Below are 22,411 nucleotides of genomic sequence, written 5' to 3' on the forward strand. Positions count from 1 at the left end.
ATAGACTTAAATTATTTTTTTATAAAAAGATGATATGTACTATTAATGGAGCGATTTTGCCGCAAACTTTCTAAAGTATTTCTCCATAAATAATCTAACGTTGTATATAAATAAGATATACAAGATTTTAAAAAAGATTGTTTTTTTAAGTAAAATTTATCAAATAAATTTCTATTAGGCATCAAAGAATTTAGTTTATATCCTGCCCAATGTAGGAGAATAACTTGTTTTTTATGGTCTAAACTGCCATAATTCCACAGAAAGTATTTACCGTTATCCTGAAAAATACTACCTGATTGACGTGCCCACCCGTTTTGACAAATACCTCCAATTACTTCTGCAAAATGCCCGTAGCATAAGGGTTTCATATCGCAGCAATAGTTAATGAAAGCTTGATCTGTATTTCGGGGGTTGAGTTGGTTACGTATTTTCAACGCGTTCTCTGCTAGTTGCTCAAACTCTTCTATTGAAAATAGTCCTTTTCGGGAAGCCCAACGACCAGAGTTAAACCCACGCCCTCGTCTTTCCTTTAATAATTCTTGCCGAAATGTTCCTTGTTCGTAAACTTGATCGATCGCACAGTCATAATGTAGAAAGTCAAAACCAAAAGTTTCTATTGCTTCAATAAATGGTTTAATATCTGCTAACACAATTTGCCGAGCATCTAAGTACATAAAATACTCTAGTGGCCCCCAAAAAGATGCATAGCGTCTGAACCAATAGGGGCCAGTAGGGGTATAACCTAGCTCAAATGCTTGACCGATCGCTTCCAGTCGCGAAAAAGATGAATCAGTATATACTTCAAATTTGTAACTATCGCTCAATTTTAGTAAGCGATCGCACTGTTCGTTAAAAGGAATCAGAATCAGGCGTAAATCGGGGTTGAAGGTTCTGAAGCTGTTGAGAAAAGCGATCGTCCATTCATAAACTGCATCATTCGCTGAAAAATAGACTCCAATATTTTTAGAATGAGCCATATTAATCAATATAATTTTCTATATTTACGTAAAGTAAGAATCCATTCACTAGGAAGCATTTCACGTATTTTACTAATGATGTTTTTCTGCAACCAAAAACTTTTGTATTCATTAACAAAATACAATTCTTGCTGCAAAGATTTGCCAAAGTATTTTCTACAAATAGACCAACGCTCTTTAGTAAAGCTCAATATATCTCTAGAGACTCCTCCTGAAACGTCAAATCTAGAAATAACTACGGGAATTTCCTGAAACTTATAGCCACCAACGTAAACTTTAGCCATGAAATCATGATCTGCACACCAAGTCAAGAACGTATCAAAGGGATATTTAACTTGTAGTTCTCTTTTAACAAAAATACTCTGATGACAAGTAGGTATTTCACGCCATATTATAGACAGGTCATATGGCTGGCGTTGATATGTATGATATCCATATTTATCATTAAGAATATATTCGGTTCTGCCATAAACAACATCCACTGAATTATTAAGATATTTGGCGACATTAGCCAGTGTATCCTCTGCAAAAAATTTATCGCCGCAATTCATAAAAATTATCCAGTCTCCGGTAGCCGCTAAGGCTCCTTTGTTCATGGCATCATAAATTCCAGCATCTTTTTCGCTCACCCAATAAGAGATTTTGCCATCATTCTCTTGTAATAAGTTCACTGTTCCATCGTGTGAACCCCCATCAATGACAATATATTCTATATTTCTAAATGTCTGAGAATTAATACTAGCAAATGTTTCGCGTAATCCCTCAATCCTATTATAACTTACCGTAATTACAGAAATTTTTGGTAACAATTGCTCGAACGGTATTTGTTTTTCAAGAAAACTTTTGGCATCATTTTTTTTTTCAACCATAAATCATATTTAAGTCCATCTTCATAGAGGATTAGTACCGCTTCCAAGTTTTTGATTAACATTTAAATGCTGAGTAAGCAATACAAAAAAGTTAAATTAATTTTTAATTACTTTTTCTAAGGCAATAATTACCTGCAATCAAAAATTAGATGAGAGAGTTTATTGGCTGTAAATATCTGCATCACTTAATTTAGTATCTGGAGTAATTCTTCCTATATTATCTGTTGGATACTTCCAGTATTCGTTAAATAAATGATCTAAACGACCATTCTCAGTTTTGTCCCAGCGTCGTCCTCTCAAACCAAAAAGTAATTGTACTATACTAGCCAAATGGATTGCAGTTTTTTGAAGTTCTTCTTTGATAAAAGCAGCTAATGGAATACCGTAGGCTCCACAGCCAAGTAATGCAATATCAAACTCTGTGGCTTTTATCATTCCCTTCATAAAGTTTAATGCTTCAAACCATGAATCAAATTGATCTTGTTCAAGTGAATTACGCTGAATTGCACGTATTGTTTTTAATTCAAAGTCTGGTAGTATATTAGGATTATTGAATAATAACTTACGATTTACATATTGCATTTTAATATCTTCAGCAAATGGATGAACAACTAAAACTCGCTTACCTTTGAGCTTTTGTGACCACGGATTTTCGTAATGCCAAGGTTCAATATCTAACATTTTAATATATGTGGCTTTTGGGCAAACATTTGAAATAACTTTTTCTTCATTAGGTAATCCTAATAAACCCATGACATCTATTGCAGAAGAAGCACGTAAATATGTTTCAGCGAACCTCTCAATATACTCTGATTTCGTAGTCGGGAAAAAGCCAGCAGGATTATTTATGATTAATCTCAAACGAGAGTTATAACGTTTTTCGTACCAAGGAATGTGTTTGAGAAAATGTTGAATACATTCATATTCTACTGTTCCCCATCTTCCTAAGAAAAATGGCTCTCCTCGATCCAAAAGATTATAAATATAATCATTGACTTGTTGTCCTTTGAGAATTTCTTTGTCTCCGTAAAAATTTGGTAAGTTATCTTCAACAAAGGAAACTTTAGTTTCTTTAAATTCTCCAATATGGAAGTTGCCACCGACTAAATTTAATCCAAACTTTAAGCTCATTTTTAACAGCTTGAAAGTCTCATTGCTAGCATTTTTTGGCAAAATCATAATTTTAAAACAAAAAATAATTGATAAAAATACTCTTATAAAAACAAACTAAAAGTCAATTACGATACAATCTTCCTAAAACTATAACTCGCACGAAAATATAAACATGACCATGCAAACTTCAATATAGATTGAATTGTATTTTTCTGAGGTTCTTGTTTAGATGGAAGCCAAGAGAATCTTTGAGACAGTTGTTGACTGTAGTAAGTGTAGAGATGGCGCATAGGTACATAATTTTGAGATAACCAAGGTTTATCTGAACCTGTATAATGAATAATTTTGGGATTTTTCATTCGTTCAGTTATCTCTTCATTTTCAGGCAAACCTAACAACTTCTCTTTATAAAGCCGTGCTTCTACATTCCAAACCCCTGGCAAATGACAATAATTTCTCCAAAAAATTGCATTTAAAGCATCCTGGTCTGCAAAATGTAACTTACTAGCATTTTCTAAACAGAATTCTAAAACAACTTCGCCATATTGTTTGTTCCGCCAAGAAATAGTATCAATTAGCATCACCCCCGAATTAAAATAAATATCTTCATCATTAATATGAAAGTTTTTTCGAAAAGTATCTTCATAAGGTAGCTGTACATGAGGAACAGCACCAATTGGTTTACCTTTTAATTCATATTTAAACAAATCGTTCAGATCCCCTAGAACAATAATATCACAATCTAAATATATAATTCGTTCGCAGTTATGACATTGGTTTGGGCCAAAAAGCCGTGAATAATTATTCAGGTTAAAATGCTTTTGAAAAGCAGGTAAATACTTGAATAATTTTAGATCGATTGGAATGATTAATACTGTAGCGTCATACTGAGCGCAAACTTGTTGAATTCTATGAAGATTTTCTCTAGAAATATCTGGTGAAAGAATATAAAATTCAAATTTCTCTGGTTTAGATGTGTTTTCTAATATTGAAAGTATTGTGACTGCACAGTAGCGAGAATAATTCTCATCTGCTGCCAGCAAAATAGAAGTTTTTTCTTTCACTTGATTTGACCTTTAAGCATTTAAAAAATTAATCAATGTTATACTTTTCTGGCAATATAAAAATAGCCTGATGGATACAATGAATCCAAAACTTGGAATTTTTTACGTATATAATTACTCTTCTTCAATTGCAAAACAAAATAAAAAAGCATTATAGGCACAATTCTTTTGATTACAGGTAAATATGTGGAAAGGTTAGCAGTCATATATGACCAAGATTCAATAGCGCCACCTACAACCTCAAATAACTCTAATTTAAACCCTATTGATGCAATCATTTCCTTGAGGATGAATTCTGTATAACGATAGAAATCATAAGGTGATTCATGAATACGTTCAAAAAAAGGTACGTTTAAAATCACTACACCATCTTTTCTTAAGAGGCGATAAATTTCTTGGAGTAAAAGCTTTGGTTCGGCTATGTGTTCTAGTACATCAGAAAGAATTATTGTATCAAATGAGTTATCTGCAAGAGGGATGGAATTGTTAATATCACAGAATAAATCGGCATAAGGATTAGGATAAAGCGAATTTTCCCAATCTATACAGTAGTAAGAATTCGCTAAATCTTTGTATAGCCCATATAAAGGACACATTCCACATCCCAAATCTAATAAATCACCTTTGACATAAAGGGGTAAGTATTGTCCATAAACTCTTGCTGTTGATTCAGCAAAAATCCAACCACTTGCATTAAAATCTGGATTGCGTTTATTAACTGTAAGTTGATTATTTGATACTGAAAATTTTGTTTCCTTCCAAAGGTGTTGATTTTTCATTTTATTTAATTTTCTTTATTGAAATTACTACAAGCTTGAATAATAACTGATTGAAAGCGTTCTGGGGAGTAATCTTCCATGAACAATGAATAGCTAGATTCATCAATTTTGTAATTGGTATGTACCAATTCTTGAATACAATGTGCTATCTCTTCGGGATTATTATCTGTCACACTTCTCCAATTATATTGGTTGACAGTTTTTTCCATAATATAACCTTTACTAACAATAACTGGTTTACGATATGCCATCGTTTTAATCAGGATATTGCTACTGAAAGGATGACGACGATAATGCAAAAATACTAGATCAGATAATTTAATGAAGGTATCAAATTCTTCTTCGTTACTTATATAATAATCAAGGTCTATGTAAGAATTGTGCTTTAATTTACTTTTATAAAGTTCAATTGTTTTGATATCTTCTTCTCTAGTGTTTAACTCAGTTAGTCTGAGTTCTCCTAAAACCAGGAAAAAATATTTTTGGCAATCAAGTTTTGCAGCTGATTCCAGAAATAAAGGCAGATTTTTTCTAGAAGTTAAAATCCCTAAAATCGAGATAATTTTTCTGCCTTGGGCATTTTCTTTAATTTGTTGTAAAAGTTCTGTGTTGATAGTTGTTCTCACTAATTGGTTGTTATTAACTAATTCTGGAAGAAAACAACAAGTTAGCTCTTTAATTGTTTTAGAGAAAAATTTTTGATAAATTGGGTGCAAAACCATAATGCCTTTACAAGATGGTAAAGCAAAATTTTTCTCTCTATTGAAATAAATCCTACTTGTTTCTAAACCACATTGTATTTTAGATTGATAGGAAGGTTGAACATATAAACCAACCCATTGCCTTGGCATAAAGAAATGGGAAATGAATGTGGGAACTGCTGGCATTATAGAATCAGCATGTGTAAAAAACACTGGTATCTGCTGGTCTAAATCTTTAATCAGTCTTTTAACGTTCATTAAATTAATTAAAGAAGCAAAGCGAAAATACTGGAGCATCCGCAGTTTCGGTGCAAAAGAATCAATAGTCAACAAAAGTTTGTAAAGAATTTTATCTATAGGTTTGATATTGAGATCGATTACTTCGCAATTGTTCAGTTTTTCCTGGTCAATATTTTCTCTAAGTTTTTGGTTATTGCCACAGCAAGCATAAACAAAATAGTTATTTTTAATTAAAATTGATAAAATATTCATGAAATAAACTTCGAGATGACCTCCTCCTTGAGATCCTACAAACGCGAAGTCTACTAATAGTATTTTTTGCATTTTTATTAATTTAAAATTATATTTATTTAATAGTATTTATAATTTTACCAACCACTTGCTGATATAATTGCAGATACCTTTGAATTTGTAAGTCAAGAGTATATTCTTGTAAAGCGATCGCCCGACAATTTTCACCCATTTTCTGCCGTAGCTGGCTATCTTCAAGTAATTGAACTATACCATTAGATAAGTCTTGTGTATCTTCTAACTGAGCTAAGTAACCAGTAATTCCTGGACGCACTAACTCAGGTACACCGCCGACTTTAAAGGAAATCATTGGTGTACCACAAGCCATGCTTTCTTGTAATACTAAAGGTAAGTTATCAGCACGGGTAGGAAAAATAAATAAGTCAGCCGCAGAGTAAGCTATTGACTTGAGGCGATCGCTACTTACATACCCAAGTTTTAATGTTGGTATTCCTTCTAGATCGCCAAATTTCTCACTTGCCTTTCCCAAAATGAGTAATAGTATTTCTGATTTTAAAGCTTCAGGCAAATTTTGTAGAGCTTTGACAAGCAAGTCTCCACCCTTTCGAGACTCTTGAAGGAGATGTGCGCCAAACATCAAAACTTTTTTATTTGCTGGAATACCTAATATCTCCCTACATTTTTCTGCATTTAGAGGTTGATAAGCATCTGTATCAATACCATTGGGAATGTAATAAATTGGAAAACGGCTCAGCATACTCTTTTTTGCTTGTTCCGTTAGCCATTGACTGGGAGTAACTATGCTCAGATGAGATTTACTATAAACCCAGTTTTTCAGTTTCCATTCTATATGGGTATTATCTCTAGCGATCGCTGGATAAGTTTCCGGATAAGGACACTCACCGCAGCCTCTTTGCCAGCGATCGCAATCATAACTGTAGGAGCAATGTCCAGTAAAGCTCCACATATCATGGAGAGTAAAAATCGCCGGTTTACTTTCAGTTAATCCAGGAATAGCTAAGTAGTTAAAATAGCCTGTGTGCAGATTGTGGAAATTAATCACATCTGCTTGAGTATAGAAATTATGTTTAAAGATATCAAATGTACTAATTAAATTGAGATAATTTAATCCCAAGCTATTAGTAACGCGGGATAATTGATTTTCTAAACGATACTTACGAGAAACAGCAGCAACAAGCTCGCTATCAGTTTCCACCCAACCGACCATGAGCTTTGAGTTAATCCCTTGTTTAAGTAAACCTTGGTGAAGCCGATAGCCTGCGATCGCTGCTCCTCCACCAATATCAGATTGATTAATGTGCAATACATTCATGAAGTTTGTTTAGTAGTTTCCATTATTAGCTTGCAGAAACTTTGTCTAATTTGCTAATATTAATTTTCTTAAACGCCAGTAGAGCCAATTCGGTAGTAGGTGTTGAATTTGACCCCGACCAAAGCCATATATCTTGATCGTCTCGATCCATACGCGCAACTGTTGAGCAAATGTTTTAGGAAATGGATGTCCTTGAATCAGTTCGTCAATATTAATTTTGTCTTGACCAGAAGCATAAGACAAAATCTTAGGTAATAAGGCATCGACTTCGCTAATCATCATGCGATCTGTAATTGGCTCTGAGGCTACGTTTATGCGTGGCAGCGTCGTAGCTTGAAAGTACAAATCTTCTAAAGAGCTTTGCCAGTTGCTTCCAGTGTGAATTTCTACGATCTTTCTTCTGGTCTGTTCACCAATAGACAGTCTAAATTTCTCATCTTCAACTAATTGAGATAAAACTGTTGTGTACTCCTCCAGATCGCGCACACGAATCAGGCTTTGATCCAAAGCTGGTGTATCAGCACCAAGTATCCCACAGTCATCAGAGTATGGATAGCGACTCACCAAAGGTACACCATAGCTTCCTGCTTCAAGGAGTGATGTATTAGAGGCCAGGGGAAAACTGTCAACATAGATGTCAGCAGCTTGGTAAAAAACTTCAACATCTTCACGCTCCGGAAATGTTTTAATTCTACCGTTACAATACTGAATAGCTTTAGACCAATCTTCGCTTGGATTTGCACCAATAACTATTAGAATAGCTTGCTGATATTTCTCTATTAATGGAATATGTGCATCAGCAAAGCTAATTCCATCAATTGTTTTATACTTAGCCGATCTAGCAATCGATATTAATAAAATACTGTTTTCATCAATCCCAAGTATTCGCTTAGCCTCTAGACGATTGAGGGTTCTATGGGTAGGATTTAAAATAATCGGCAGCAGCATGTTGCGTTCTGCTGCAATACCTCTGCGCTCTTGCGATAAGCGCATACCTGAAAAACGGAGATTAGCAATTACATCACTAATACTCGCTCCTAACCACATACCAGTATCGGCATGATTGATAAAAATAATCGGTGGAGATTGCTGCTTATTTGAAAATGCAATTATGGGAATAACATCAGCAGGCATTATATGTAGTACAACAATATCGGCCGATAATGCTATTGTGCGTAATCGTTTTGCCCAAGAGATAACATCACCAATTGTTTCAACCAGTGAATAAATCTTACCGTGACTTTTAAAAACTGCATCTTTCAAGCTTTTAGGCACGTGGACTGAGGGTTGCTGCGTCAACACAATAGAGTGCGAACGCTGGTCATCTTGCTGTATCCAGCGGCGAATCATTGCGGAATGTCCACCAACACTATATACACTAGTAGCAACATGCAAAATATTTTTGACTTTTCCAGGCTGTGAGACGCTATTTCTAGAACTAGAATACAAGCTTGTTTGTATTTTCTTTTGCCCCAGTGCAACAAAAAGCTGTTCTAGTTCTTGACTAACAAACAAACCACAATGTCGTAAGAATGCATATAAAACTGCGGTTTGACCGTATACAACAGCATCATTATACTTGCCACGTTGTATTAAGTCTTTTGTTCGATCGAGAAGGCTACGAAACACCTCAAAGTTTTTTGAAACTAAAACGATGCCTTCTTCTTGCCAAAGGCGGAATGTATTATTAGCTGTTTTTTCCATATTAATCCTTGGATAAACTGTACTACGCTTTGGTAGACACTACACTCAAAAATGATAAATACTTTTCCAAAGATTAATTCCTTCTTTAACTAGTTAAATTGTAAGCATTATTTGATTTGCAACTCAGCTTGTTGTGCAAAGCAGAGTTATTGCTAGAAGAAATTTTTACTAAGAGGATGTTTTAAAACTACTAGCTGAGGTATCCAAAACTTTAGATCCTCCTAAATCCTCCTTAAATAGGAGGACTTTAAGAAGCTTATTCCCCGTTTTTAAGGGGGTTAGGGGGGATCTTGATACAACGCTAGACTTTACAAACATCCTCTAAAGGAATTTTTTCTTGCAGGACTTACGCAAAAATTGCCATAATTTCTCCTAGAGAAGAACGCCAAGGATTGGTAGAGTATGCGTAAGTCCTGCCTTTAAGGCTGACAAGCTATTTTCAAAACTTGCACTACATAGTCCTGTTCCTGTTCAGTCATCTGATGAAATAGGGGCAATAGGATAGTACGATCTTGTGCTTGCTCACTCTCTAAAAGGCGATCGCACTGTCCTCTTTCACAATCACACTTTTGCTGAGCAATTCCACAAGACCAAGTTTCATGATCATAGGCAGGTTCTCGGTGAGTACACATAACTCCACGTCGTGTGGAAATTCCCGCATCAAGCATTACCTGCATCACTTGTAGCTGATCGCACCCTTCGGGCAAGCGAACACAGTAACTCTGCCAGTTACTCCGTGCCCAAACTGCCTCAGTTGGTAACTTTAACCCTGGTATATCTGCTAAATTTTCTTGATACCGTTGTGCTAAATAACGCCGATGTTGCAGAAGCTCAGGTAGGCGTTTGAGTTGTTCTCGGCCGACTGCTGCCTGGATATCAGTCATGCGATAGTTGTAACCCAACGTGGGGTAAGACTCAAATATCACCTGTTTTGCAGCATGACGCACAGTGTCAGGTACGCTCATGCTATGTTGTCGCCAGAGGCGAAACTGCTTGTCCCACTCTGGGTTGTTGGTCGTCAACATTCCACCATCACCAGTGGTGATCAGCTTGCGGGGGTGAAAGGAAAAGCAGGCAATATCTCCACGTGGCTTGCCAATTTTTTCCCATTGTCCATCCCAGAGAATTTCACTACCGATCGCACAGGCTGCATCTTCAATTACTGGTAAATTGTGACTGTGGGCAATGTCCAAAATTGCTTTCAGGTCACAAGGCATCCCCATTTGGTGGACTACAAGAAGAGCGCGGGTGCGATCGCTAATCGCATCTTCAATTAATATCGGGTTGATGTTATATGTTTGTGGTTCAATATCCACAAACACCGGGATTGCCCCACAGTAGCGGATGCTGTTCGCAGTAGCAATGTAGGAATGACTGACAGTAATCACTTCATCCCCAGGCTGTACTCCCACAGCTAACAATGCTAGGTGTAGGGCTGTTGTACAATTGGAAACCGCACAAGCAGATTTTGCTCCTACGTAAGCTGCGAAATCTTGCTCAAAACCAAAGACTTCTGGCCCCTGCGTCACCCAGCCAGAAATAATTGCACGCCTAGCTGCCTCTGCCTCAGCTTCACCTATCCAAGGTTTAGCGATCGGAATATTTTGTTTATTTTCAGACATTGCTTGTTTCCTTCGTCTGCTTTTCAGAACGCCACCAATTCACCAACCGCCGTAACCCCTCTTCTAAAGATACTTCTGCTTCAAAAGCCAATAATTTCTCAGCTTTGCTCACATCTGCAAGTCGGCGCTGTACAGGGTTGACTTTGCGTTCTGAAGTGTATTCTGGCTGCAAGTCTACTCCCATTACCTTAGCCAAGGTATAGGCAAGGTCATTCAAACTGCTTTCTACACCACTGGCAACATTAAATACCTCGTCTGTGACATCGGCTTTGGCAGCTAAAATATTGGCCCTGGCGATATCTTCGATGTACACAAAGTCCATAGTCTGCTTCCCATCACCAAAAATGAGTGGCGCTTGACCTGCGGTGAGCCGATCCATCCACCGGATCAGTACTTCTGTGTAAACACCGTAAATATCCATACGCGGTCCGTAAACATTGAAGTAACGTAGCGCTACATAGTCCAAACCGTACATCTCATAGAAACTACGTAATAATCCTTCATTAAAGACCTTAGCTGCACCGTAAAGTGTACGGTTATTATAAGGATGGTGAGATTCCGTGGTAGGGAAATCTTCTGCCATGCCGTAAACAGAAGCAGAAGAAGCAGCTACTACTTTTTTTACTTTAGCTTTGACTGCGGCTTCCAAAACATTAAACGTCCCATCAGCCAGTACTTCCAACGCCAAACGGGGTTCTTCAGCACATTGGGTAATGCGAATTGCTGCTTGGTGAAAGACGTAATCTACACCTTGCATGACTTCTTCTAAAAGTTTTTGATCCCGAATATCGCCTTCAACAATCACCACAGGGCCATGTTCTTTTGCCCAGGCCAGGTTTGCCAGTCGTCCGCGGGTGAAATTATCCAAAACAATAATTTCCGCAACTCCCTCTTTCACTAGCAAATCAGCAATATGTGAGCCAACTAAACCTGCGCCACCTGTAATTAATACGCGATTATTTTGCATTTTCTTTTAAAAAAACAGTCTATTTTTCGAGTAGATTTTGACCAAGTTGTAAGTAAGTCGGCACTAATATTTCAAGCTATGTTAAGAAATTTGAATGTAGGGTGCGTTGTGCTACGCCCCTACAAAAACACACTTTCAAGCCTATTTTATTGCCTCTTACCTGCTATTTTATTAGACAGAGAATGCAAATTTATCGGCTTCAAAGTCATCCACTACTGACCCCATCTTGCCGCTTTTCACGTCTACCGTAAACAGGCGATTCTTTTTTCGACTTTTGTCAGCAGCAACCGCATACAATTGACCAGAAGCAGAGAAATTCAAGTCTCTAACATCATCGAATACAGGGACTCCTTGAAAGTTTAGTGGGTTCAGTCTTTTAATTTTGACCTTGCCCGTAATTACAGCTTTCTCCTGTAAGTTTATCGATATTAAAACGGGCGTACCCTCCGGGTCAGTCTCAGTTGCAAAAATATTTCCCTTCCCATCTTGGCAGAGATTAGCGAATCGATGGCTGGCCGCCAATGTGGGTAGATCTAGTTCATCCTGAGAAAGAATTTTACCTGTTCTAGAATCGATTACTCTGAACGAAAAAGGCGGGATACCCTCAATTCCGACTATGCACAAAAGTAGATTCTTGGGAAGGCTTAAAACGCTTTCAATAGTCTGATTAGGCGTCTTAAAATCTAGAACTTTTTTTGCTTTAAATTGAGGATTTTTAGCACCTCCAACGGTAAAAAGCAGGCGGTTGAAGTAACCATTTCTTTTTGTAGAGACTGTAGAAATTACTAGATTTCCGTCTCCAAGTGCTGCCAATTTCGTAATCCGATCGCCTTCACCCGTAAAGAAAGCCCGAGACTTTTTCGGTGTAGACAATGGATTATCCACAAACTGAGCTGGCACATCGATTTTAGAGAGAAGTTTTCCCGTCTTCACATCAGCAGTGCCCAGTTCTATTGGTGGAGTTTGGTCTTCTCGATTTAGACCATTGGGTGGAGTCAGAAGTTTGACTCTATAAAAAGCTTCCTGGCTAGCCCCAGGTTTTTGAGCAAGCGCTTTACCGGAGAGATCGGCAACAATAGTGGAAGTCAAACCAGCCGCAGCCAGTTGGGTAAATTCTCGGCGTTTTAATGGTGACATGATACATACTCCTTGTGGGATGGTTTAAGGAACAATGAGGTTTGCATCTGGCGCCTGGGGTTTAGCTCCCATATCTGCTAGAGCGTTAGCAGTTATTTGCTTAGCGCGAATATCCTCCCTAGCTGGGCTGACACCATCGCTGTCTAGCCCCCATGCCCACTGAATAGATCCGATAGAAAAGACTTTGGCTCCACTACCGGCTGTGTAGCGAACTGCATTAGTTATATTAAAGTTAGTGCCAGCAGGTAAGCCCGGTTCTCCAGCAGGTTCAAATTCATTAGCAATGCCATCAGGAACTACTGGCGACTCTGAAAGAGTAACAAGACCAGGAGGGGTAAACCCATTATTGATGACTGTATCCCATTCATTGCCTACTAATAGGGGTAGGCTATCTCCTTGCTGAAGATTAGTGTAGTTATAGTAAGGATCTGAAGGATTACTGACTACAAAATTGAACCCTCCATACCAAGGTGGGCCATAAAAAGCACCAGTATACATAACTCCTAACAAGGCATTTTCCGGTCGGTTGTTCTGGACGCTGCGATATTTATTCGTGGCTGCTGATGGCCCTTGCTGTATGGCAACTGGATCTATTTGCCAGTCGCCTTTGTAACATGCCATCACTCGGTTAGGCTTCACTTGACCAGCAGCAACAGTGGAACTTTCAAACCTGACTCGCCAATAAGCAGTATTGGCAGAGAAAAATGCCAAATTTTTTCCAGCATTGCGAGCATTCTCGAGGTTATCGCGTATTTCTTTAGACCAGTACTCATCATGGCCTATAGAGAGGAAGACTTGGTGATTAAGTAACAGTTGCGGGTTTGCGTGGACATCCATGTTTGTGACGTAGGTCACATTGTATGCTTGAGATTCCAGCCAACGTAGCATGTTGTATTCCACTCGCAGTGGGGTATCAAACTCTTGGGTGCTTGCACTAAATGATTGCCAATATGGTCGGTCGTAAGAAACCTTTAATGCTCTGAGTCCGTTAACACTATTGAATGAATATAAGCTAGAACCTCCCGTAGGGCTATAAGCCAAGACGGTGGAAACGCTGCTTTGGAACAGGACATCAGCAGTGCTGCTATCATCACGCACAACAAACCACACATGCGCCTCTTTGCCAGTTGCCTGTTCGGTCAGCTTGGCTATATAAAGACCACTAGTCCAGTTATTGTCTACTTGCAGGACGTAGGAAGTTGTCCAGTTACACTCCACCAGGTTTGTATTAGGGTCTTTAGTACACGCCGGTTGGACTGTACCATTGAGTGAAGCACTACTCAGTATCAGCCTTCCTCCCTTGCCACCGTAGTATCCCAAGCGATACACGTCGATCCTAAACTGTCCGGCTTGTCCAAGAGAAACTTTAATGTCTAGCGATCCTCCTTTATTGACACTAGTCGCCGAGGCATAGCCGGAAATTTCGCCAGTACCTGGGTTGACAAGCTTCCAGTTAGTTGTGCCGGGATTGAGGTTTTCCGAATAGATGGGATTGGGGTTGGTTGGAATTGCTGAAGCCGAGAAGGTGACACTGCCGATACCAGCTGCCGTTGCGGTGACTACTACTCCTCCAGGCCCAGTCGGTACTCCTCCCACCGTTAAGGTCGTGCTTGCTTGACCGCTAGCATCGGTGATTGCACTGATGGGCGAGACTGACCCCCCACCACTGGTAACAACAAAGTTTACTGTGACTCCTGACTGGGGATTGTTTTGAGCGTTTACGACTCGCACGACTAGGGGGTTGGGTATAGTCGCCCCCGTGGCAGCACTCTGATTGTCTCCACTGACTTTAACCAAACTACTGCCAACGACAAAGGCGATGTCGCGATAATAGTTAGTATTCCGGTGAGAACTGGTTGGGAAAGAATTCGCAGTCACATTAAACACCCCATTGTTGCCGTCTGCGACTGAGCTAAGATCCCCATTGACTATGGGGCTGCTCAGTTCATCATAAGTGGCAACAAAATAAGCGTTGGCGTTGACAGAGACCACATAAGTCGTATTAGCTTGAATGTTAACTGGCGGTTCTAGAAGCTGTTCCTGCCAGCCAGAAGCTGTCTCGTTAGTAAAGGTGACGCCCCCTAAAAACTCTCCTGTTGCATTCCAGATTTTACCAATATGAGTTCCTGTCTCACTGGGGGCTTTCCAGAAGCGAATGGCGGCAATCTGTCCTCCTTTGGTGCTGCGGAATTTCATGCCTAATTCATAGGGATCCCCATCGCTGAAATTTGGAATGCTTGGGACTTGGGTTGTCAGGATATTTTGGCTATTTCCTGAGGGAGTAGCACTGGCTGTGAAGGTAACGCTATCGACTTCGACAGCAGTGGCTGTCACAGTATTAGTCACAGGACTGGTGGCTCCAAAAGCAGCTCCCAGGGTTAAGGTGGTACTAGCCTGACCATTACTATCAGTTACTGCACTTGTGGGTAAGACTGACCCACCACCAGCAGTAACAGCAAAGTTGACTGTGACCCCGGATTGAGGATTACCATCACCGTCCTTGACCTGAACAAGCAAGGGATTAGCCAAGGGAGTTCCAGGAGTACCAGTCTGATTGTCGCCGCCGATCTTTGTAATGGTCGGCACAGCGACAGCTACAAAGTTGATGTCGCGATAATAGTTGCTATTCCGGGAGGAGTTATTGGGAAAAAAATTTACAACATTAAACACGCCATTGTTGCCATCTGCGACTGAGCTAAGATTTCCATTAACTATGGGGCTTTCCAGTTCATCATAAGTGGCAACAAAATGGGTGTTGGCGTTGACAGAGACCACATAGGTCGTGTTAGCTTGGATGTTAAGTGGCGGTTCTAGAGGCTGTTGCTGCCAGCCAGAAGTCGTCTCGCTGGTAAAAGTGACGCTTCCTAAAAGCTCTCCTGTTGCGTTCCAGATCTTGCCAACATGAATTCCTGTTTCGCTAGGGGCTTTCCAGAAACGAATGGCAGTAATCTGTCCCGCTTTGGCACTGCGAAATTTCATACCTAATTCAAAGGAACTCCCATCGCCAAAGTTGGGAATACTCGGAGTTTGATTGGTAAATAAAACAGCCATATACTGTAAGGTTTAGTGACTACGGTTGATAAAAAGTTAATTCGCCTAAATAGCAGCATTGAGCGATCGCCTCTGAACAAGCTACTATAAGGTTTGATAAGCTTCAGAAGTGACTCCTTACTCAATCTTTACTGTTACAGATGCTAAGTTCCCAGATAAGTACTGGGGATACAATTGATTACGCAGCGTACTTAGAAACTAAATTAGTCTAATTAAGAATGTAGTATAAATAGAGTAAATATTAGCTATCAGTTTGTCGTGCAAATTATTTAGGAGGCACGGCTGGAAGCAATTGCGACGAAAGGAATTTTTTCTTTAAACCTGACAAGGGGTTTTCAAAACTTTCACTACATAGTCCTGTTCTTGTTGAGTCATCTAACTATATCTGCCAAGCGATGCTTCACAGAGTTGGCTTTGTGCTGTGGAGTTTCTAATGACTCTTCAACTTGGAGTCAGAACATGCGCCATCCAGCTCGTGGGTAACCATCATACGGACTTTAGCAACCGTTTCAAAGCCGATCTAGTCCGTCTTGATACCTGAGAAGCGGCTCTTTTGAGATCCCAATTTATTGGCCTTGGCCAGTTATCGGGCAGCACCTCCCAATCGATATCAAGCTTCGAGTTTTTCGTCTGAAGAAGAGCTTGTGCCCGATGAGAAAACTGTGCTCTTTGCTTCGGAGGTACGACAGCCCAATGGTTCATCAGTGGATCGCGGTCAACTCGGCAAAGTCCAACAAGTAGAAGCCGCCGATTTCCACGGCTTCGATTCTGTCCCACTGAGTGGATCATAGTTGGATCTATTACAACCAGATCTCCCGCCTTGGCCGTCAATTGTACCGCGGACGGTGGTCGGTTGGACTTGAGTTGTTCTAGGCAATATCTTGCCGAAATTTCCTTACGGTGTGTCCCTGGAATTACCCAAGTTGCACCATTGTCCTCAGTGGTGTCCGTTAAACAGAAAAACATCCAAAGGTAGGAATGTGTATGGGAAATTTCAAAATCTCGATGCCAGTCGAAGCCCTCGATATGTTGATGCCAGTCAAATCCATCAATATCAGTTTCCTCAGGTAAGTGCCGTGCCTCAAGCAGTGCCATGTCCCATAACTTCGTTTCACCAAGAACGGCAGAACTCAGTAGGTGAAGTGTCTCGCGATCTAACAGATCGCGTGCAGATTGATCCCAGCAATAGAAACGTCGCACCGTACAAATGTACTGACTGGGCAAAGTATGAGAGAGCCTAATTCCAGAGGAAAGGGCGCGATCGACCGCAATGGTCGCCAGGTCGGCAGCTGCATTTAGCTTATCTAAGGTGTTTTGATCGAGCTGATTGGGAAAGACAGTGAAACCATTTTCTGAGATTGACTGTGCGTGCTGCTGAATCGACAAAACATCAAGTTGGGAAGGTATCATCACAGACCCCGAATAATTAAAAGCTTATTGTTTATGTTCTATGTTTTTCTTTGGTTCGTATCCTTCTCGCCAGCGTAAAAACTTAGCAGGAACACCAGCGACGATCGCATATGGTGGTACATCTTTGGTAACCACTGCTCCTGCACCCACAATGCTGCCTTTGCCAATTGTGACTCCAGGTAGGATGACTGCGTTCATGCCAATGTCAGATCCTGATTCAATTTTTACGGATTTGACCTCAAAATCTGTTTGGATGATCTCAGTTTCTATCGGTAATCCAGTGTGGGATGAACATAAAACTTTTGCTCCTGGACCCCAACCTACAAAGTCTTCGATGATTAAGTCTCGGGCATCAAAGTAGCTCTGCGGGCCAATCCAAACATTGTTTCCAATAATACATCTACCTTTAAACCATCCCTGGATAAATGTTTGTCCGCCGATGAACACTCCGTTACCAATCTCAAAAGTTTCTAAGTGTTTAAAATTAACATTAGTACCAATTTGCACACCATGTCCAAACTGGCGAGCCATTGCACGCCAGATGACTCGCCGCATCAATATGTCATAATCACTATCACCCGCTGCAAAGCGCCCGTACAAATTAATTAATGCACTGCGGTCGTACTGGGTACGTAAGTGTTCTGCTAATCCTATTTCAAAGTCAGGATCTTGTTTTAGTTGTTGTGAACCGTGGACAGCCTTAACTAGCTGTGTTCTCCCATTAAGCACATTAGACATTGGTGACCTCTAGTACAACACTTCTAGCGCTGATATCCATGCCTGAAACCTTTATTAATTGTAGTAATAGTTACATTTTTTCTATGCAAATTTAAGCACTTATCACTAATCTATCTTTAATTGCTGAGTTTGGAAATTGCCTAAATTATGTCAAATGGTTATGATAATCACGCTTAGCCTGCTTGTACTAAATTCGCCCAAGGAAACCATTCTATTGGATTTTCTGGTGTTACATCTGCACGAACTCGGATCTGGCGGACTTCTCCCAGGAACATAATATGTGTTCCTAGAGTTACCTCACCTATAACTTGACAGTCAAAGTGTATGGGCAAAGCAGGTAAAACAGGTGCCCAGTCATTTGGCTCTACTTGCAATCCTGCCCTTGCTATCTTTTGCGGATCTTTGGCAAGTGAAGTGTTACCTGCATATTTGATGGCATCAATGACAACATCGTTAATAAACGGCACACCACAGCCGAATTTGCCAGTTTTGCGGATAATATCTAAAGTCACGCGGGGAGCATAACGTTCATTAATTTTGGCGTAAGAAATGCAAGGTGTGATTACCAAGGGATGCCGGCTGACAATTGTTGTTGAGCCACAAGGCATAAGGTTGGGAGTTCCATCTTCAGCCCAGCAAGTAATCATGCCAGCCGAAGAGGGGAAAAAGCAAGGCCACCGAGCTCTGTCATTATCTACTTCTACTTGATCTTCTGGTAAGGGAGGAAGGTATTTGACTGCCATGCCATTTTCCACAGCATCGGCTTCAAAGGCAATCGTACCTGGCGATGGGAAAGCATAGTGAGGTGTATAGCCTTTTTTATAAGTGCCATCTTCCACTGAATCTCCAAGGATGGACACAGGCTTTTGCAGTTCGTACTGTGGTTGCCAAGCTGGTAGACTCCGCCAGAGGATTTGACTACGCCCTTCGGCTATGTCTTGCCGCAGTTGAATGGCATTGATTTCGAGAAAATAAACTCTGTGGCTACCAACGTCAACCCAAGGTTGAGAATAAATTGGTTGACCTGCAAAATCTTTGCCCGGTTTAACCAGTTTTGCTTCATAAACCATGTATGCCGAGTCGAACACAGGTGCGTCATTTGTCAACGCTTTATGTGTTGTTAATCCGCTATCAGCAATGCGTGAGTGAGTTTTTTCTTCGGGTACGGTAGCGATCGCCTTCATGGCTCGATCTAGCTCTTCACCCGGAGGAAGAAACTGCACAGCAACGCTACCACTGCTTTCTAACATATCACCAAAGGCACGGCGGACATGATGCCGTTGTGATAGCTCTTGGGTACAAAAGCTCAGAGCTAAAACGTAGGGAAATCTGTTGACAATTGATGCTCCGACAACTTTTTCCAGGGCAACTTGGGAACCGTCAGCAGTGGTGACTAAACAAATTGGCGAAGGAAAAAATCCCGGCCATCGACTATCATTTGATAGTTCTTCGAGACTTTCTGGTAAATCACGGATATAAACCTGTTTGTCTTCTGTGGTTCGCCAATTACTAGCAGCTTGCAAGTTATTCTGTGGCCACAGATAGCGATACTGTTCTACAAAATTAAGCATTTGTCGTTTCTAAAATTAAAGAATATTTGTAAACCTATAGAGTTTTGATAGCCTCTTTCAGCTTCTGACTCACAGTTGCGATCTGTGCTGTTGACAATTCTGCATACATGGGCAGTGATAACTCTTCCATAGCAGCTGATTCTGAGTGGGGAAAATCACCATATTGATAGCCTAAGTCAGAGTAAGCTGTTTGCAGGTGGACTGGGATGGGGTAGTGAATACCTGTTTGAATACCGTGCTCGTTAAGCTGTTGCTGGAGAAATTCCCGTTGGCTGGTACGAACTGCGTAGACATGATAAACGTGACGGCTGTAAGGTAACACTACAGGTGTAGGCACACAGTCGGCTAACAGTTGATTGTACTGGGCTGCATGTGCGATTCTGCCTTCCGTCCACTTTTCGATATAGCGTAACTTCACCCGTAAAATCGCTCCTTGAATGCCATCCATGCGGTAGTTATAGCCTTTGAGGACATGGTGATACCTGCGTTCTTGACCCCAGTCACGTAGCATCTGCATGGTATGGGTGTATTCTGGATTCTTGGTAACTATCATACCGCCTTCACCGTAAGCCCCTAAGTTTTTACCAGGGTAAAAACTAAAACAACCAATATCACCGATACTACCGACGCGCTGACCTTTGTACTCGGCTCCATGAGCTTGGGCAGCATCTTCAATTACAGTCAAACCATAACGGCGAGCAATTTCCATAATTGGTTCCATATCTGCTGGTTGACCGTATAAATGTACGGGCAGAATGGCTTTTGTGCGCTCAGTTATCGCCTTTTCGATTTGGGTAACATCTATGGTATAAGAAACCGGATCGATATCGACAAAAACAGGTTTAGCTCCGGTATAACAAATTGCTGCTACAGTAGCAACGAAGGTAAAAGGTACGGTGATTACTTCGTCAGCAGCACCGATACCAGCAGCTAGTAATGCTAGATGCAGGGCGCTAGTACCTGTATTGACAGCAATGCCATAATCTGCGTTGCAGTAACTGGCAAACTCTTCTTCTAAGGCTTTAACTTCATTGCCCAAAATGAATTGAGTACTTTCTAAAACTTTTAAAACTGCGGTATCAATTTCGTCTTTGATGCTCAAGTACTGAGCTTTTAAATCTACAAATGGAATCAAGCTGCTACCTCTGCTTTTAGTTCAATTAATTTGCCTTGTTGCTTCAAAGACTGGGTTGCAGCTTCGAGAATTCTGACTACCCGCAGTCCTGCTTCTCCATCGGTTAGTGGGCGATCGCCTTTTTGAATACAATCAATGAAGTGTAATCCTTCTGTATTCAATGCCTCTGTGACATCCAACTTGGGCGACCACATATCTCCTGTGCGATAACCAATCATCATCTGGTACACGCTTTCAGCATTGCCATTGACTGTAATACCCTTGTCGTAAATCTTCAGTTTCTCACTTGGTTCTAAGTCATCGTAAACAATCATCCGTTGACTACCACCAATCAATGTGCGGCGGATTTTCACTGGCGCCAACCAATTGACATTGATGTGAGCAATGAGATTTTTGTCAAAGAATAAGGTCAAGTAGGCAAGATTTTCTGGTTCTCCAGGAACGTGACTGACGCCTGTGGCTGAGACAGCATAAGGCTGGGATGGCAATACGTAATTCATGATCGATAAATCGTGGACTGCCAAATCCCAAATGACATTCACATCATGCTGAAAAAGTCCCAGGTTGACGCGTACAGAATCATAGTAGTAAATGTCACCCAAAGAATTAGTGGCAATCAAATCGTGCATTTTGCGTACAGCACCTGTGTAAACAAAAGTATGATCCACCATTAACACTAGCTTGCGTTTTTCTGCCTCTTCAATTAGGCGCATTGCCTGTTCGGAGGTAGTTGTCATTGGCTTCTCTACCAGCACATGTTTACCAGCTTGCAATGCAGCTAAAGCTAATTCAAAGTGAGTTGAAACTGGTGTGGCGATCGCTACAGCATCAATCTTGGGATCTGTAAAAATGTCTTGGCAATCTTGAGTAACTTGGATCGCAGGATACCGAGCTTGTACTTTTGTCAAGAGTTCTGGTTTAAAATCGCTGACTATTTTTACCTGAACACCTGGCATTTCGACAAAATTTCTGACTAGATTCGGCCCCCAATAACCATAGCCGATGACACCGATATTAATCATATTTTCTGTTGCTTTTAATTAATCTGAATTTATTGTCGCTGTTAACTACTGCCACGAAAACGTGGCAATCATTGATAGTTGGATCGCAAGTTATTTGCGATTCCATATAAAAAACTTTATCTTTGCAAGGCTTCAGAATTTACCCAGCAGTTATCCAATGTAGAAAACTGAAATTGTTCAAAGAATAGACAAGCAAAAATCTCACAAACTACTAGCTGAAATTTGCAAATTTTGGCGATCGCGTACATCCCCTATGACCCGAGCGGGAACTCCAACTACAATCGCATAATCAGGAACATTGTGAGTTACTGTTGCTCCCGAACCGACGATGGCTTTTTCACCAATAGTTACACCCGGCAGGATGGTAGCGTTACTACCAATAGATGCACAACGCTTCACTAAAGTCTTGATTGTATACCAATCATCGTCTGTTTTTAAACTACCATCTTCATTGGTTGCACGGGGATAAAGGTCATTAGTAAACATGACTCCATGACCAATAAAGACTTCATCTTCTAGGACAACGCCTTCACATAAGAAACTGTGGGATGAAATTTTACACCGACTGCCAATGGTGACATCTTTCTGAATTTCGACAAATGTACCAACTTTTGTGTCATCGCCAATAATGCAACCATAGAGGTTCACAAGATCGGGATGAAAAATTTTGACATTTTTGCCTAACTGGACATCATTATTTATTGGCATAATTTCTTATATTTTGAA

Annotated in this window: 18 protein-coding genes and 1 pseudogene; 1 reads left to right on the plus strand and 18 read right to left on the minus strand. The window is 40.4% G+C overall.

Annotated elements, in window-relative coordinates:
* Positions 1-11 precede the first annotated feature (11 nt).
* From ACM0OY_RS06865 to ACM0OY_RS06920, 12 genes are all read right to left on the minus strand, one after another.
* Positions 12-977: a hypothetical protein gene (locus tag ACM0OY_RS06865; protein WP_414568112.1), complete on the minus strand. Its 966-nt coding sequence runs from the start codon at positions 975-977 to the stop codon at positions 12-14.
* A gap of 5 nt (positions 978-982) precedes the next feature.
* Positions 983-1,846 carry a glycosyltransferase family 2 protein gene (locus ACM0OY_RS06870; RefSeq protein ID WP_414568113.1) on the minus strand — a complete coding sequence of 288 codons (864 nt, stop codon included), beginning with the start codon at positions 1,844-1,846 and terminating at the stop codon, positions 983-985.
* A gap of 159 nt (positions 1,847-2,005) precedes the next feature.
* Positions 2,006-3,025: a hypothetical protein gene (locus ACM0OY_RS06875; RefSeq protein ID WP_414568114.1), complete on the minus strand. Its 1,020-nt coding sequence runs from the start codon at positions 3,023-3,025 to the stop codon at positions 2,006-2,008.
* A gap of 59 nt (positions 3,026-3,084) precedes the next feature.
* A complete protein-coding gene (locus ACM0OY_RS06880; protein WP_414568115.1) occupies positions 3,085-4,023 on the minus strand; it encodes a glycosyltransferase family 8 protein in 939 nt (312 codons plus the stop codon).
* Positions 4,024-4,061: 38 nt separating this feature from the next.
* Positions 4,062-4,802, minus strand: a complete 741-nt coding sequence (locus ACM0OY_RS06885) for a methyltransferase domain-containing protein (protein WP_414568116.1) — start codon at positions 4,800-4,802, stop codon at positions 4,062-4,064.
* 5 nt (positions 4,803-4,807) lie between these two features.
* On the minus strand, positions 4,808-5,995 hold the full coding sequence (locus ACM0OY_RS06890) for a glycosyltransferase (RefSeq protein WP_414568117.1): 1,188 nt from the start codon (positions 5,993-5,995) through the stop codon (positions 4,808-4,810).
* A gap of 94 nt (positions 5,996-6,089) precedes the next feature.
* On the minus strand, positions 6,090-7,328 hold the full coding sequence (locus ACM0OY_RS06895; RefSeq protein WP_414568118.1) for a glycosyltransferase family 4 protein: 1,239 nt from the start codon (positions 7,326-7,328) through the stop codon (positions 6,090-6,092).
* 45 nt (positions 7,329-7,373) lie between these two features.
* Positions 7,374-9,032 (minus strand): glycosyltransferase, encoded by a 1,659-nt coding sequence (locus ACM0OY_RS06900; RefSeq protein ID WP_414568119.1) that lies wholly within the window; start codon positions 9,030-9,032, stop codon positions 7,374-7,376.
* A gap of 419 nt (positions 9,033-9,451) precedes the next feature.
* On the minus strand, positions 9,452-10,654 hold the full coding sequence (locus ACM0OY_RS06905; RefSeq protein WP_414568120.1) for a DegT/DnrJ/EryC1/StrS family aminotransferase: 1,203 nt from the start codon (positions 10,652-10,654) through the stop codon (positions 9,452-9,454).
* The gene (locus ACM0OY_RS06910) at positions 10,647-11,621 is read right to left on the minus strand and encodes an NAD-dependent epimerase/dehydratase family protein (RefSeq protein WP_414568121.1); all 975 of its coding nucleotides are present in this window, start codon (positions 11,619-11,621) and stop codon (positions 10,647-10,649) included. The genes ACM0OY_RS06905 and ACM0OY_RS06910 overlap by 8 nt, the downstream gene beginning before the upstream one ends.
* A 171-nt stretch (positions 11,622-11,792) precedes the next feature.
* The gene (locus tag ACM0OY_RS06915; RefSeq protein ID WP_414568122.1) at positions 11,793-12,758 is read right to left on the minus strand and encodes a hypothetical protein; all 966 of its coding nucleotides are present in this window, start codon (positions 12,756-12,758) and stop codon (positions 11,793-11,795) included.
* 24 nt (positions 12,759-12,782) lie between these two features.
* Positions 12,783-15,809, minus strand: a complete 3,027-nt coding sequence (locus ACM0OY_RS06920) for a N,N-dimethylformamidase beta subunit family domain-containing protein (protein WP_414568123.1) — start codon at positions 15,807-15,809, stop codon at positions 12,783-12,785.
* 575 nt (positions 15,810-16,384) lie between these two features.
* Between ACM0OY_RS06920 and ACM0OY_RS06925 the strand changes: the two genes are divergently transcribed.
* Positions 16,385-16,600 carry a hypothetical protein gene (locus ACM0OY_RS06925; RefSeq protein WP_414568146.1) on the plus strand — a complete coding sequence of 72 codons (216 nt, stop codon included), beginning with the start codon at positions 16,385-16,387 and terminating at the stop codon, positions 16,598-16,600.
* Positions 16,601-16,613: 13 nt separating this feature from the next.
* Here the strand turns inward: ACM0OY_RS06925 and ACM0OY_RS06930 are convergent.
* The 6 genes and pseudogenes from ACM0OY_RS06930 to ACM0OY_RS06955 form a co-directional block, all read right to left on the minus strand.
* Positions 16,614-17,219 (minus strand): annotated as a pseudogene (locus tag ACM0OY_RS06930) (phytanoyl-CoA dioxygenase family protein); the annotation flags it as partial.
* 24 nt (positions 17,220-17,243) lie between these two features.
* Entirely contained in the window at positions 17,244-17,957 is a 714-nt protein-coding gene (locus ACM0OY_RS06935) for an acyltransferase (RefSeq protein ID WP_414568124.1), read from the minus strand.
* A gap of 173 nt (positions 17,958-18,130) precedes the next feature.
* Complete coding sequence (locus ACM0OY_RS06940; RefSeq protein ID WP_414568125.1) at positions 18,131-19,528, minus strand: flavin reductase; 1,398 nt, start codon at positions 19,526-19,528, stop codon at positions 18,131-18,133.
* Between the two features lie 34 nt (positions 19,529-19,562).
* Entirely contained in the window at positions 19,563-20,663 is a 1,101-nt protein-coding gene (locus ACM0OY_RS06945; RefSeq protein ID WP_414568126.1) for a DegT/DnrJ/EryC1/StrS family aminotransferase, read from the minus strand.
* Positions 20,660-21,685 (minus strand): Gfo/Idh/MocA family protein, encoded by a 1,026-nt coding sequence (locus ACM0OY_RS06950; RefSeq protein WP_414568127.1) that lies wholly within the window; start codon positions 21,683-21,685, stop codon positions 20,660-20,662. Before ACM0OY_RS06950 ends, ACM0OY_RS06945 begins: the two co-directional genes overlap by 4 nt.
* A 201-nt stretch (positions 21,686-21,886) precedes the next feature.
* Positions 21,887-22,393 carry an acyltransferase gene (locus tag ACM0OY_RS06955; protein ID WP_414568128.1) on the minus strand — a complete coding sequence of 169 codons (507 nt, stop codon included), beginning with the start codon at positions 22,391-22,393 and terminating at the stop codon, positions 21,887-21,889.
* Positions 22,394-22,411 lie beyond the last annotated feature (18 nt).

The sequence above is a fragment of the Nostoc sp. CCY 9925 genome (assembly GCF_963920935.1).
Classification (GTDB): Bacteria; Cyanobacteriota; Cyanobacteriia; order Cyanobacteriales; family Nostocaceae; genus Nostoc.

Excerpts from the sequence above, each read along its gene's own strand:
- ACM0OY_RS06865 (WP_414568112.1), bottom strand. The coding sequence starts at position 977 with ATGGCTCATTCTAAAAATATTGGAGTCTATTTTTCAGCGAATGATGCA.
- ACM0OY_RS06870 (WP_414568113.1), bottom strand. The coding sequence starts at position 1,846 with ATGGTTGAAAAAAAAAATGATGCCAAAAGTTTTCTTGAAAAACAAATA.
- ACM0OY_RS06875 (WP_414568114.1), bottom strand. The coding sequence starts at position 3,025 with ATGATTTTGCCAAAAAATGCTAGCAATGAGACTTTCAAGCTGTTAAAA.
- ACM0OY_RS06885 (WP_414568116.1), bottom strand. The coding sequence starts at position 4,802 with ATGAAAAATCAACACCTTTGGAAGGAAACAAAATTTTCAGTATCAAAT.
- ACM0OY_RS06890 (WP_414568117.1), bottom strand. The coding sequence starts at position 5,995 with ATGAATATTTTATCAATTTTAATTAAAAATAACTATTTTGTTTATGCT.
- ACM0OY_RS06895 (WP_414568118.1), bottom strand. The coding sequence starts at position 7,328 with ATGAATGTATTGCACATTAATCAATCTGATATTGGTGGAGGAGCAGCG.
- ACM0OY_RS06900 (WP_414568119.1), bottom strand. The coding sequence starts at position 9,032 with ATGGAAAAAACAGCTAATAATACATTCCGCCTTTGGCAAGAAGAAGGC.
- ACM0OY_RS06905 (WP_414568120.1), bottom strand. The coding sequence starts at position 10,654 with ATGTCTGAAAATAAACAAAATATTCCGATCGCTAAACCTTGGATAGGT.
- ACM0OY_RS06910 (WP_414568121.1), bottom strand. The coding sequence starts at position 11,621 with ATGCAAAATAATCGCGTATTAATTACAGGTGGCGCAGGTTTAGTTGGC.
- ACM0OY_RS06915 (WP_414568122.1), bottom strand. The coding sequence starts at position 12,758 with ATGTCACCATTAAAACGCCGAGAATTTACCCAACTGGCTGCGGCTGGT.
- ACM0OY_RS06920 (WP_414568123.1), bottom strand. The coding sequence starts at position 15,809 with ATGGCTGTTTTATTTACCAATCAAACTCCGAGTATTCCCAACTTTGGC.
- ACM0OY_RS06935 (WP_414568124.1), bottom strand. The coding sequence starts at position 17,957 with ATGTCTAATGTGCTTAATGGGAGAACACAGCTAGTTAAGGCTGTCCAC.
- ACM0OY_RS06940 (WP_414568125.1), bottom strand. The coding sequence starts at position 19,528 with ATGCTTAATTTTGTAGAACAGTATCGCTATCTGTGGCCACAGAATAAC.
- ACM0OY_RS06950 (WP_414568127.1), bottom strand. The coding sequence starts at position 21,685 with ATGATTAATATCGGTGTCATCGGCTATGGTTATTGGGGGCCGAATCTA.
- ACM0OY_RS06955 (WP_414568128.1), bottom strand. The coding sequence starts at position 22,393 with ATGCCAATAAATAATGATGTCCAGTTAGGCAAAAATGTCAAAATTTTT.